This window comes from Pseudomonas sp. UBA3149, assembly GCF_002364655.1.
Taxonomy (GTDB): Bacteria; Pseudomonadota; Gammaproteobacteria; order Pseudomonadales; family Pseudomonadaceae; genus Chryseomonas; species Chryseomonas luteola.
Genome location: NZ_DEYV01000038.1, coordinates 14,414 through 26,542, shown reverse-complemented (window position 1 = coordinate 26,542; position 12,129 = coordinate 14,414). Strand labels below are relative to the sequence as shown.

The following is a 12,129-nucleotide window of genomic DNA, read 5'->3' as shown; positions in this document are numbered from 1 at the left end:
CTACTTCAGACCTTCCCTAGTGTGCTGTTCGCGAAATAAATTTCTCCATGTTTGCACTACACTTCAGGTACCATTCCTACCTTGGAGAGTTTCTGGTGAGCGCTCTGGACATTACGCTTAGCCCCGAAGAGTTTGCCGAACTGAGCCGTCGCGTACGTTCCGCCACCATCAGTCAGCGCGATGGCCGTCGAGCCCGCATCATCTTGCTGGCAGCGCAAGGATCAACGCGAGAAGAAATCGTACGATTGACCGGTTTCTCTCGCCCTACGGTCACCGACTGGTGCCAACGTTTTCAGGCGCTCAGATTGGACGGCCTGCTCGACAAACCTGGCCGAGGACGCAAATCCCCTCTGCCTGCCGACACGATCCGCCGCGTACTCGAACAGGTCACTCAACCTCGTATCGGCGAGCCCCGCTGGAGCTGTCGAAGCATGGCCCGTGCCGCCGGCATATCATCGACCACCGTGCATAAACTGTGGGCGGCCAATGACTTGAAGCCTCATCTGACACGTACCTTCAAACTGTCGAACGACCCGCAGTTCGAGGAGAAATTCTGGGATGTCATCGGCCTGTATCTGGCGCCGCCAGACAAGGCGTTGGTGCTCTGCTGCGATGAGAAAAGTCAGGTGCAAGCCTTGGAGCGCACACAGCCTGGGCTGCCTCTGGGGATCGGTCATATCCAAACAAAATCCCATGATTACACTCGCCACGGCACGGTCACGCTGTTCGCAGCGCTGGATTATCTCCAGGGCAAACTGATCAGTAGCATCGAGCGCCAGCACCGCCATCAGGAGTGGTTGGCTTTCCTCAAGAAAATCGACAAGGAAACGCCCAAGCATCTCCAGCTGCATCTGATCGTGGATAACTATGCGACACACAAGCACGCAAAGGTGAAGGCTTGGCTGGCGAAACATCAGCGCTTCCATGTGCATTTCACGCCGACCTCCAGCTCGTGGATGAACATGGTCGAGCGGTTTTTCAGGGACATTACCGTGTTCTTGCGCGACGGTAGCTTCGGCTCCGTACGTGAGTTGGAAAGCTCGATTACCACCTTCCTGGCATTACGCAACGCCCGACCGATCCGGTACGTTTGGAACGCAAAGGGCGAGGAAATTTTGAACAAGATACGACGAGCACGCGAGGCGATGGAGACGCAGATGGAAGGGTAAGTTATTTCGAAAACATCACACTAGAGGTTTTACGTTGCATGTGTACGTTCCAATCAAGCTAAGGAGCCAAGCCGAAACCAGCCCTAAGGGTGGTGTTGCCAGCGTTAATTGATCTTAGAAACTCGCGCACAGTCTGTCTTATCAAGAGACTCGCCTTTAAATCGTAAATATGGCATGCCTAAGAAAGACGCGTGATTACATTTTTGTAAGCTTAAAGCGCATCAGAAAGCGCCCAAGAAATCGCCTGTGAGCATGTCAATCTCCAGGTGGAAGCTGCGCAATAGCTTTACCCTAAAAGGACTTTTGATTTTCATCCAAGGATCCGGTTGCAACGATGCTCATTGAAGTCGAAGATTGCTCAATGTACGGCTAATACCCGCAACCTCTAACCGCTGCCTTCCCATTATTATATTCCGGCGATTAATATTATTTTCATTTAGACCGCAGACTTGATAATAACCGCTTAAAAAAATGTGAGCTGTTAATACTGGTTTCACCGGTTCTTCCAACTAATGTTGCAAGTGCCAACACCATGGCAGCTACAACGTTTGTAGAAGCTGCCACAGTTCAGACAGCGGCATGGTCAAAATTGCATAAGGTTTCGCTTCAGCAATTAGCGTGAGCGTGCTTCGCTGAAGTTGCCTTTGAGGCTACCTCCTGAGATTGGTCCTTCTGGTCAGCCTGATAAGTAGCGATCGCTACTTGGCGAGCCTGCTCCATACGAGCAAAGGTACGGTCACCACCACCTTCTGCCATTGCATAGGAAGAGCTTGCTGCGATGGCGAGCAGTACAGGAAGAGATCTGAAAAGTTTCATTGCTTGTTACCTCGTTGAAAGACATGGAATACCCAGCGCCGCTCCAAGCAGAGTCTTGGGCTTTGGCTTGTGTCTAAGCTAACCGAGCGTTCCTGTCAGATCCCTGATCTAGACATTACGGTTTCGTCAGTAATGCAGACAAGCAGTGAGCACTTGCGAAGGCGCCGGATGCGTGTCTGGCGCCTTTCGTTCTAGAAAATAGGTCCCGTTTCCAGCCGGCAAAAAAAAGGCGCCATCGAGGCGCCGATAGGCCAAAGGAGCATGGAAAGGCCAAAAGAGCAGCATGTGTGGGAGCAACTGCTGAATAGACGTTAACGTTGTTAGCTGTCAGACAGATGATGCGGGCATTACGTTTCTGTAAGGTACTGGCTGCATGCCCAGACAATCGGCACACTGTTCTAAATGCTGGCGAGAGTACCTTTATGAAGCTTCTTGTTGCTGAAGACGAGCCGAAAACGGGCACCTACCTACAGCAGGGGCTCACGGAGGCGGGATTCACTGTCGACCGAGTAGAGAACGGGACTGATGCCGCTCAGCATGCGCTTAATGCGGCGTACGACCTGCTCATTTTAGATGTGATGATGCCTGGCATGGATGGGTGGCAGGTTTTACAGAAAGTCCACGCTGCCGGTAATGAGGTCCCCGTGCTCTTTCTCACTGCTAGAGACGGGGTTCAGGATCGAGTAAAGGGATTGGAGCTGGGCGCTGATGATTATCTCATCAAGCCGTTTGCCTTCTCCGAATTGCTAGCCAGGATTCGTACGTTGCTTCGCCGCGGCAACCATGCCCCCAACCAGACGATACTCAAGCTCCACGACCTTGAGATGGACTTGCTGAGACGTCGGGTTACGCGCTCGGGGAAACGCATAGACCTGACCGCAAAGGAATTCGCACTTCTTGAGCTATTGCTTAGGCGTCGCGGGGAAGTGCTCTCAAAGTCCCTCATCGCCTCCCAGGTATGGGACATGAATTTCGACAGCGATACCAATGTGATCGAGGTGGCGGTACGACGGCTGAGAGCAAAAATCGATGATGAGTTCGAACCTAAGCTCATACAAACCGCGCGTGGGATGGGCTATTTGATCGACGCGCCAGACCCCTAGAGCGAAATGCTCGGCATTCCACGCGATGGGCCAAGCTACCGGTACCTATGCGGTTAAGGCGAGCCACCGAGCAAGGAGCGGTGCCGAACCTCAGTTCTCCGAGCTGGATTTCTTCAGCTGTGGCACGAAGAAGATGGGTCTCTGCGGGGGAGCTATCAGAATATCACTGGATTTGATGCTAGTGCCCTTGCGACGCCTGGTCTTGCCATCCTTACCGACCGCCAGCAAATCACCGGTCGCAACAGCGATATCGAGCGCCTGCTTTACGCGAAACTCGTCAGCCATGGTGTAGTTGGTCAATCCGCTCATCAGGCCCAAAAAAGGTTGCCGTTCTACCTCGTAGACCTGTTTGGGCAAGAGCTCTGAAAGTTCTCCTCGGACGCGGTCATCGGTGGCATCGTCGAAGTGATGCTCATCCAACAGCAAATCGTGCTGACCTGTCACGGCGATATCCCGATTGGCGTCGTAACCGAAAAAGCTGGAAGGCGACAGCATATGGGAAAAGTTGTTGCCGTATTTCCAGTGGATCTTCTTCATCACATCGTTGGCGCGGTAGTTGTTCGACAGATGGATAAACCAATAGGCCATCGGGTTGCTGCCAGCAGGGCGGATGAAGAACACGGTCATGTACTGGGCACCGCTTTCCTGTTTGATCCCTTCAGACAGATGGCGTTGGATCAGGTACTGCCAATTGCGCGGCTGATGGGCCTTCAGCTCTTTCAGCATGCTCCATGGCACATGGTGATCCAGGCCGATATTGGCGATGGCCTTCCGATTCGCTTGGCGGTCAGCCAGGTACGTGACCAGAAAATCGACGTTGAAGGTCAGCAGCACCTCGGCATTGCTGAGGTGCTGGAAAATCCATTTGATCTTGGGGAACGGCACGTCGCCATAGCCGTACTGATCCAGCAGGAAGAGCACACGCTCACCCTTGCCGAAATGCTTGAGCTTTTGAGCGATGGTCGGCAATGCTTCTGTGAATTCAGCGCTATGCAGATGCACATCCTGGCCAAGCCGAGGAGCATGACCACGCGCGGCCAATACCGAATGCAAGCAGGCAATGTTCTCGGGCTTCACATCAACGAAATAGTGCTGGGAGCGGATGGGGCGCGGCTTGATGCGCTCCAGGTTGTTGCGGACCTCCGAAGCCTGAATCGCCTCCAGTGCAATCACGGGAGAGCCGAAGTGATTCCCACCTACGCCGTCATGGTAGATACCACCGCCACTGAAGCCATCGACGATCGACAAGCCCAGTTCTGGCATCAGTTGGTTGCGCATCAGCACGTCGATGTACGTCTGGATGTACTCATCGATGATTTGATGTTTGATCTTGCTGTGCGGATCGATGGTCGGGAAGGTCTGTGTGCCCCAATCCCAACGGTACTTCTCGTCATCCTTGGCCATGCCGTATTCCTTGTGCTGGTATCAGGCGAGGTTGAGCAGCGGGATTTCATCCCAGGTCTGGCCGTTCAACAGTCGACCGTTGGCTTTCTTCGAGCGTTTCACGCCATCGGCACCCCATCCGCCCCATTGCTTGAAGAAGAACGCTGAGCCAGAGGCGTCGCACTGGCGATGAATGTTGTCGACCCATTCTTGTTTCATCGGGCGGGCCTTGGGACCCGACTCACCGCCGACAATGACCCAGTGAATGTCGGTCAGGTCCAACTCACCCAAATCTTCTAGCAGCGGTTCAGCAGAGAGGAAGCGAATCGTGGCATCTACCTGGCGCAGGCAGTCGATCCTCGGCACACCATATTCGCGGTCCTCAACCGACACCCCCAGCCAGGCATTGACTGGAGGTGTCCGCTTACTGAAATACTCGGCTAGGCGCTCGGCACGCTTGGTGAGGATCTGGAAGGTGTGCTGGGAAGCCTTTCGAATCACCTCGAATACCTGGTCGATGTATTCGTCCGGTACATGCTCGTGGAATAGGTCAGACATTGAGTTGACGAAGTAAATGGTCGGTTTCTTGCGCTGTAGCGGCTCCTGCAACTTCTCCGGACGCAGGCTCAGGCGAAAGCCATTTTCATAACCCGGCGTTCCCATGGCCTGCAGCCGGTAGGCCATGTTTTCCGCATAGCAGTGTTTGCATCCGGGCGACACCTTGGTGCAACCCACGACGGGGTTCCAGGTCATTTCCGTCCATTCGATGCTGGTCTGCGCACTCATTTCACCGTCACTCCTGTCGTGCAGCGATGTTAGTGAGAAGCTGGCAGTTGCGTCAAAGTGCCAGTATTGAATTCAACAGCGGGCCTGACCGCCAGGCCACCAAATGAAACAGCGGGATCGATGTACCGCATGGCCGACTTGATGTCTTTCCAGCCTACATAGGTCATCAAGGCCTTGAGGTCCCATCCATTGGCCGTGGCCCACGTAGCGAAGCCGCGGCGCAAGGAGTGACTGGTATACAGTTCAGCCGGAATCCCGGCGCGTTGAAGAATCTGGCGCAGCAGGCTGATCAGGCTACCCGGGTGTAAAGCATCCTCGCTGAGATGCCCCCAGCGATCTAGACGACGGAACACGGCTCCTCGAACGATGCTTGCGACACTGATCCAGTTGAGATAGGCCTGTACCGGGCATAGTCGCTTGAGCGCCGGCGTGTAGTGCGTCGTACCGAGATTTTCTCGGTCGCCCTTGCTCTGCGGCAGGAACAGACGCATGCCTGCTCCTGCTTCGGCTTGAATATGCTCGACCTGCAGCCGGCAGAGCTCATCACTGCGAAAGCCTCGCCAGAAACCGATCAGCAGCAATGCCATGTCGCGCCGGCATCGCGCCAGGTTCGATAAATCGCCCCGCATCCGAGCTCGCTCTGACTCCTGATCCAGCCATTGAGCTGCCTGCTCCAAGTGCTGCAGCTGCATAGGTGCGGCTTGCTTGACCTGTGCCGGATGCAGGGTGCGGATGCCCTTGAGTACCTGACGCACCGTCGGAGTCTTCGTTGGGTCGGGAAAGCCTTGGGTGATGTGCCATTGAGCGAGAGCAGCTAAACGTTGCTTCAACGTGTTCACGCTCAGCGTATCTGCATAGTCCACCAAGTAGCGGACAACGCTATCGCCTGTTGCGGGCAGAAAACCGCCCCACGACACTTCGAAGTGCTCGATGGCCGACTGATAGCAGCGGCGGGTGTTTTCCCGCGTACCGGCTTGTAGGTAGCGCCCGACCTCTTTCATCGCCTGAGATGCCCTTTATGTACTGCAAAACGGCCACTGAACGACCGTTTGTGCCATTCATATTGAATAATGCGTCATTATTTTATCTGAATTTAACTATAACACCTCGCTTTACAACGGCAAGTTTTAGTACGTAAATACGTGGTATGTAAAACGATACGAAATCGTAGGAGCAGCCATGGCCCGCGGCGGCATTAATAAAGCACTGGTTCGGAAGGCCCGCCAAACCATCTTGGCGCGAGGCGAGAATCCCAGCATCGATGCGGTGCGGGTCGAGCTCGGTAATACCGGCTCGAAAACCACCATTCATCGCTACTTGAAAGAGCTCGAAGATGCTGAGCGCGGCCGGGACGCGGCCTCGATCCCGCTCAGCGAGCAGCTGGCCAATCTGGTGTCCCAGTTGGCAGATCAGCTAACGGAAGAGGCTCAGGCCGACGTGGCCCAGGAGCGGGAGCAATTGGCACGCGAACGGCTCGATTTTCAGAACCAGGCTCGGCTGGCCGAAAGCCGAACCCAGCAGTTGGAAAGTCAGTGCAGCGGGCTTACGGAACAGCTCCAGGCTGCCCAGCACGCGTTACAGCAGGAGCAGCAGCACCGCCAACAGAGCGAGATCGAGAACGCCCGTCTGTTGCAGGCCAACCGCGACCTGGAGGAGCGCCTAAAGGACCGCGATGGACAGATTCGCTCGCTGGAGGAAAAACATCAGCACGCCCGTGATGCCCTGGAGCACTATCGCCAGGCCGCCAAGGAGCAGCGTGAGCAGGAGCAGCGCCGGCACGAGTCTCAGGTGCAACAGCTGCAACTGGAGCTGCGGCAGTTACAGCAGACCCTGATCGTCAAACAGGATGAGCTGACCCAGCTCAACCGCGACAACGCACGGCTGCTCGCCGAGGCGCGGCAGTTACATAAGGATCAACATGCGCAGCAGCAGCTTCTCACTCAGAAGGCTCAGGCCTTAGAGGTCGCTCAGCGCTCGCTGACCGGAATGGAGCGTACGAATGATGCCTTGGAGCAACGCTGTAACACTTTGCAGGCCGAAGTAGCCCGGCTTGGTGAAAGGGCCGAGGTTCAGGCACAAAAAGCGCAGTCCTTACAGGAGCGTTTGTCCGAAGCTCTCTTACAACTGAAGCTGATTGAGCATTCACCGCCTGCCAACGGCGGTGCGGATAGCCATGAACCGTTACCGGGGCCAGAAGCAGACACGCCTTAACTTGGGCGGGGCGCCAAATGAGCAACGCCGCCGACGGACTGGATTTGTCAGGGTCGCATCGTCGTGAATGAGATGCTACGAACCGGTCTTTGGCCGGCATACTCAACCTTCGGCCCAAAAATCATCCTTGCGCACCAAACCGAACTCATCCTGATTGGTGTCAAGCTCATCATCAAACATGGTGTTAACCATTCGCTCCCGACGCAGCATGGCCAGCGTTCGGAAAAAGCAGGGCTCGCAGAGGTGAACCTCATAACGCTCACCATCATGCTTGGAACCATAGCCCCAACACGCTTGAAGAACGCCAAACTGCTGGCCATAGCCCTCAATACTTGTGCTTTGGCAACAAGCGTCACAGGTAACGTCTGAAGTCGTTTCCGTTGGCTGCATTGCAACGTGCCGCATGATCATCACCTCCGAGGAGAGGAAAGTTTACAGCTGCCATCGAGCCCACATTCGAGACCGGAAATGGAAGGTGTCGCGAAGGCCGCCTCGAACCATCACTGGGGAGAAGGATATCTTGAGATTAATTGAAGGTGGGCGAACATGCGCAAGCATGTGAGAGCAACACAAAGCCTAGAAATCAAACATTTATGGTTTGACTGTTTTAATTTCTCCGTTATCTCGTCATGCTTCCATAAAAATCCCCATCATGGAAAATGCCTGATAAATCAATCAGGTAGGAGGGATGCGAGTGAATTTTCCCGTTATCTCGGCATGGCCCCTCATAGGGATAGGGCTGATCTATCTGTTTGAATCCCAGTACAAACTGCGATCGGAGGAGACTGAAATCGCTGTCGCATCACGTCAGCGCCAGCGCAAGCAGGCGCGGGTTGTCGCGCTTCTCAAAAAGCACGGTGCGATCCCTGAGTCTGCCATTCTTGAGACAGCATGGGTGCGCGTCTCGATCAATAGCCGCACAGGAGAGATCAGGGGAGCAATCCTTCAGGGGCATTTCAAAGACAGGAATATTGAACAACTCAGCCTGCAGGAGATTGAAGTTCTCACCGAGCATGCTCCTGATGCTGATACCAGGAGCCTTCTTGAAGCCTACCTTTCCTTTCGCATAGCGCAAACTAGCGCCAACGAGGAGTCACAGCATGTCGATTAAGGACACTATTGCCAAAATGGATGAAAAGGTTGTAGCTGAATTGATGGAAGCTGCCCAGCTAGCGCTTAACGATGATGAGACCTGCAAGCGGGTAGCTGAAGATATGCAGGTACCCTTCTGGCGCATACAGGCATTGGCCTATGTAGCAATCGAGGTATCAGGAAGCTCCGGCAATGACATCGAGATCATGACGCAACGTCAGTTGAAGATATTTGCAAAAAGCATATCTCCCTGAGCCTATAACCTAATGGCAGCTTATGACCGCGCCAAGAATCAGCATATCAGTTGAATTAGGCGTCTGGCAGCTCGTTACGTTAAGTACGGACTGCAGGCCGCCAGAATCTAAGTCCAGTAATTTCTGACGCTATTTGATCCAAGAACTGAATAGGGGCGTGCTCTATAAACTCTGCCAAAAGCCAGTTCGCTTTTCCGTCAAGGTGACTTTGAAGGCCTTTAGGATCATATCGAGCGAGTTCGCTAAGACGATGCATTGTTGCGAACATGATTGACAAAGGGTGCCTGCCACTTAAAGTATTCTGCGAATTCGCTCTTCGCACGTACCAAAGATCGCGGTTCCCAGAAATGGGTACTATTACCCGCCTTGTGGTGCTGTGATAGTTTTGCAGACGATCTAAAGCCTTCTTTTTACCTTCACTATCGACCCTGCCTGTATACCACCTGAATCGCTTAATTCTCCGTATATAGGTGAACCCATCATCGCCCTCGAACCACTCCAGTGAAGCTGGTAGATTCGAAAGCTTTCTTCCATCGGCATATCTATTGACTACAGTGGCTTGGAACCAGGCCTCGGAGGAGTTCTGCTTATGTACGTAGCATGCAGATTCTAATGGGATAAAGAGATCAGGCATCGACGTGTATGTATGCAGGAACGCTCGATGTACAAATGGGAGGTTCCATAAAAGCGTTTTTAAGCTATACCGATGCTCTGTTGCACTCTCACCGAGATATAAGCACAGAGCAGGCAAAACGCCGCCTGCCTTGAAAAAGACTGTTTCGTTTTCAAGTGATGACTTGGCGCTCTCTGGCCTGTTGCCTGATACACCATGGACATCAGCGTGTGGCGCGCCTCTAACTTTCAATAGAGCTTTGGTTGCATTCAGAAAAGAGTAGTAAAGGGTTAGCGGCGCGGCCTCTACGCTTAAATGCGATGAAGCTTCTGCAAACCTGTGTGCTTGCCGCCAGAAAGGTAACGCCTCTTTATGACCTTTGCGCTGTAGCCACAGCTCTACAAATAGCCAAGGGTTGTTGCTCAAAACACTTTCTGTTTGAAAGTCGACGTTGATTATAGATTTGTGCATCCATACTCGTTCAGTGCCGAGCTTTATATGGTTACCTTTCACCGAGCCCTCCGCTCCTTTCAGACAGACGTTTTTGATACTGAGAAACAGCTTGGACCAGGCCTATAGTATTTGATAGTTGATCCCACCCAGTCGATACGTCGAAGGGACCGCAGACATAGTATCTGTTATCTGTTGTGGCTGCCCTTTCGCTGGTATGTACAAGCCTTTCCCGGCCAGGGCCTCTTGCCGAGCCTTTTCATCGCTGCGCCTTGACCTGCGGGCCTGCCGATTGAAGTCCTTGAGCGGTGTAACCGTAATGACATTCTCGCCAGCTACTACAAAGACGGGTAGGTTAGCCTTGATCATGGCATCCCAGCGCTCGCCCTTGGGTTTGAACCAGAGCGTGCAGCGTGGGTGGGGCGTGACGGTCTTGTGGTGTATCAGGACGGCGCTTTCGGCCAGATGCGCGATGCTGCGAAGTTCGATGAATTCTGGGGTCTGTTCCAGCGGGACTTGCTGCAGGTCAGCGCGTCGCTGGGCCTTGTCTGCTAGATCCTCACGGATGCGCCCCACCGTGATCCGCTCGGTCCCTCCGGTATGCCCAGCCCAGTTAAAGGAGATCCGTCGGGGACCGCCATCAAAGGCGTGCAGGGTACGCAGGAGCTGGTAGGTATTGATATCGTGGCCCAGGGCTCGACGTAAAACACTAGAGCGCATCATAGGGGCAAGGCCCTGTGCCAGTCGTTCAGCCTCAAGTGCCTCCTGTACGCGCTGTTTGCAGGCATTGATTCCTAACACCTGATCCAAAACGGACCGGTCCAGGCGAAAGTAGCCGGGCAGCCGTATCACGGTGCCTGGCGCCTGACCGGCATCGAGTCTAAAGGAGCTGATCGCACGCACGGCCATGTTAATCGCTTCGCGGCCTGACAGGTGCTCAACTTCTACCACATCAAGGGTCTTGTGTTCGGTTAGTACCGGCAAGGTCCAGACATGGCCATCGACGACATAGCTGGGCCACTCTTCATTAAAGGAGATAACCCGTCGATTCAATTCACGGTAGGCATCTACCAGAGCTTCGTACATGGCTCACCTTATCGAATAATATTTATACCACCACTGATTATCCTTATCCCTCCTATCACACCCATTGACCCTCCTTTACACCCCCTCCCCTTTCCTCTTTTTTCCCTTCCCTTTTCCTTTCTTTTCCCTTCAAGAGAGCGGGCGGATGAGGAGGAGCAGGTTCAATGTATAGAATGTACATCGTGGTGGTATAACGATATCACGGCTCTATTGCGTTGGAGGGCTGAGTTTACTCTAGGTGGAAAGCGACATAACTTCGTGGTTGGTACCCGCGCGGGCACTTTGTGCTAAATAAGAGATTTTAGTTACGCAGCGACTGACCCTAGGCATGTCACATGCCGACGATAACTCTGTTTCACGTAACGTCCGCTGAAAGAGCTATCAACATCATAATCTCACAGAGATTCTTACTCGAAGACTGCAAAGGACAACATCTCATGGGTCTATCATCAAACAAGCGTATCGTACTTTCTCAGGACCTACGCAAAGTGGGTGTAGCGGGCATTTCCATTGGCATCATCAGTCCGTTGTTTGCAAGCCAGCTTGCTGAAGTCGGTCTTGGCTCGTATTGGCTTTCGGGCCTGGCGCTGACAATAGGGCTGGTAGCGTGGATAGCAGGGTTAGTGCTCACGCCTTCTGTGAAAGAGGCCTGAACAGGACTGTTAAAGCTTCTGGCATACGCGCCGATAACCTTAATATCCACGAGGTCTCGTGCGAATGGTTCGGTACATCGTTCAGAGAATCTTTAGCCCCTTACTAGGGGCTTTTTTTTGCCTGCCCGCAACGGGCTATTTGTCAGCGTCGCCGTTGGTTTGGGCCATCAGCTCTAGGACATCCTCAGGCAGCGTCATCACAAATATTTTTATGTGCCGCAACGGTGAGCGGCTGTTCATGATGTCGTACATATGCTGACGATGGCGCCGGGGCAGTACCTTCGAAAACCGCTTTGCAGCATCTGCCACTGCCTTGTCTGTTCCGTGGAGTTCGGCTACCAGCGCCAGCGCCACGATCGCATCATAAAAACGCATCAAGTTTCCTTTCACAATTGTTGCCCAGGCAATTCTACCCGGTTCTACCTTCCCATTTCGCATGACCGCCCCGACGAGTTACGGCTCGTCAAGACGATTTTTAGGAATTATTTGATACCAAACCTCGTGGTTGGTACC

At 53.6% G+C, this 12,129-nt stretch carries 14 protein-coding genes; 6 read left to right on the top strand and 8 right to left on the bottom strand.

What is annotated here, in order from left to right; translation table 11 throughout:
* Positions 1 to 95: 95 nt before the first annotated feature.
* Complete coding sequence (locus tag B3729_RS21500; RefSeq protein ID WP_026003692.1) at positions 96 to 1,169, top strand: IS630 family transposase; 1,074 nt, start codon at positions 96 to 98, stop codon at positions 1,167 to 1,169.
* 606 nt (positions 1,170 to 1,775) lie between these two features.
* On the opposite strand, the gene B3729_RS21495 is transcribed toward B3729_RS21500, so the two are convergent.
* Entirely contained in the window at positions 1,776 to 1,985 is a 210-nt protein-coding gene (locus B3729_RS21495) for a co-regulatory protein PtrA N-terminal domain-containing protein (RefSeq protein ID WP_019366369.1), read from the bottom strand.
* A gap of 422 nt (positions 1,986 to 2,407) precedes the next feature.
* Between B3729_RS21495 and B3729_RS21490 the strand changes: the two genes are divergently transcribed.
* The gene (locus B3729_RS21490; protein WP_019366370.1) at positions 2,408 to 3,088 is read left to right on the top strand and encodes a heavy metal response regulator transcription factor; all 681 of its coding nucleotides are present in this window, start codon (positions 2,408 to 2,410) and stop codon (positions 3,086 to 3,088) included.
* A gap of 90 nt (positions 3,089 to 3,178) precedes the next feature.
* On the opposite strand, the gene B3729_RS21485 is transcribed toward B3729_RS21490, so the two are convergent.
* From B3729_RS21485 to B3729_RS21475, 3 genes are read right to left on the bottom strand one after another with little or no spacing between them, the layout of a single operon-like run.
* On the bottom strand, positions 3,179 to 4,492 hold the full coding sequence (locus B3729_RS21485; protein WP_019366371.1) for a three-Cys-motif partner protein TcmP: 1,314 nt from the start codon (positions 4,490 to 4,492) through the stop codon (positions 3,179 to 3,181).
* Positions 4,493 to 4,513: 21 nt separating this feature from the next.
* Entirely contained in the window at positions 4,514 to 5,257 is a 744-nt protein-coding gene (locus B3729_RS21480) for a phage Gp37/Gp68 family protein (RefSeq protein WP_019366372.1), read from the bottom strand.
* A 29-nt stretch (positions 5,258 to 5,286) separates the two neighbouring features.
* The gene (locus B3729_RS21475; RefSeq protein ID WP_019366373.1) at positions 5,287 to 6,258 is read right to left on the bottom strand and encodes a site-specific integrase; all 972 of its coding nucleotides are present in this window, start codon (positions 6,256 to 6,258) and stop codon (positions 5,287 to 5,289) included.
* 178 nt (positions 6,259 to 6,436) lie between these two features.
* Here B3729_RS21475 and B3729_RS21470 point away from each other — a divergent pair, with 178 nt between their 5' ends.
* Positions 6,437 to 7,468, top strand: coding sequence for a DNA-binding protein (locus B3729_RS21470; protein ID WP_019366374.1), 1,032 nt, complete (start codon positions 6,437 to 6,439; stop codon positions 7,466 to 7,468).
* A 102-nt stretch (positions 7,469 to 7,570) separates the two neighbouring features.
* On the opposite strand, the gene B3729_RS21465 is transcribed toward B3729_RS21470, so the two are convergent.
* On the bottom strand, positions 7,571 to 7,879 hold the full coding sequence (locus B3729_RS21465) for a hypothetical protein (RefSeq protein WP_019366375.1): 309 nt from the start codon (positions 7,877 to 7,879) through the stop codon (positions 7,571 to 7,573).
* Between the two features lie 283 nt (positions 7,880 to 8,162).
* On the opposite strand from B3729_RS21465, the gene B3729_RS21460 reads away from it, so the two are divergent.
* Together B3729_RS21460 and B3729_RS21455 are read left to right on the top strand one after the other, a co-directional pair.
* Positions 8,163 to 8,579, top strand: coding sequence for a hypothetical protein (locus B3729_RS21460; protein WP_019365854.1), 417 nt, complete (start codon positions 8,163 to 8,165; stop codon positions 8,577 to 8,579).
* Positions 8,569 to 8,814, top strand: coding sequence for a hypothetical protein (locus tag B3729_RS21455; RefSeq protein ID WP_019365855.1), 246 nt, complete (start codon positions 8,569 to 8,571; stop codon positions 8,812 to 8,814). Before B3729_RS21460 ends, B3729_RS21455 begins: the two co-directional genes overlap by 11 nt.
* Before the next feature lie 79 nt (positions 8,815 to 8,893).
* Here the strand turns inward: B3729_RS21455 and B3729_RS21450 are convergent, their stop codons facing one another.
* Complete coding sequence (locus tag B3729_RS21450; protein ID WP_150345763.1) at positions 8,894 to 9,940, bottom strand: YaaC family protein; 1,047 nt, start codon at positions 9,938 to 9,940, stop codon at positions 8,894 to 8,896.
* A gap of 60 nt (positions 9,941 to 10,000) precedes the next feature.
* Positions 10,001 to 10,963: a DNA replication terminus site-binding protein gene (locus tag B3729_RS21445; protein WP_150345764.1), complete on the bottom strand. Its 963-nt coding sequence runs from the start codon at positions 10,961 to 10,963 to the stop codon at positions 10,001 to 10,003.
* 437 nt (positions 10,964 to 11,400) lie between these two features.
* Here B3729_RS21445 and B3729_RS21440 point away from each other — a divergent pair, with 437 nt between their 5' ends.
* Entirely contained in the window at positions 11,401 to 11,616 is a 216-nt protein-coding gene (locus B3729_RS21440; protein WP_019365327.1) for a hypothetical protein, read from the top strand.
* Positions 11,617 to 11,751: 135 nt separating this feature from the next.
* Here B3729_RS21440 and B3729_RS21435 read toward each other — a convergent pair whose 3' ends face one another.
* On the bottom strand, positions 11,752 to 11,991 hold the full coding sequence (locus B3729_RS21435) for a hypothetical protein (protein ID WP_150345765.1): 240 nt from the start codon (positions 11,989 to 11,991) through the stop codon (positions 11,752 to 11,754).
* Between the last annotated feature and the right edge of the window lie 138 nt (positions 11,992 to 12,129).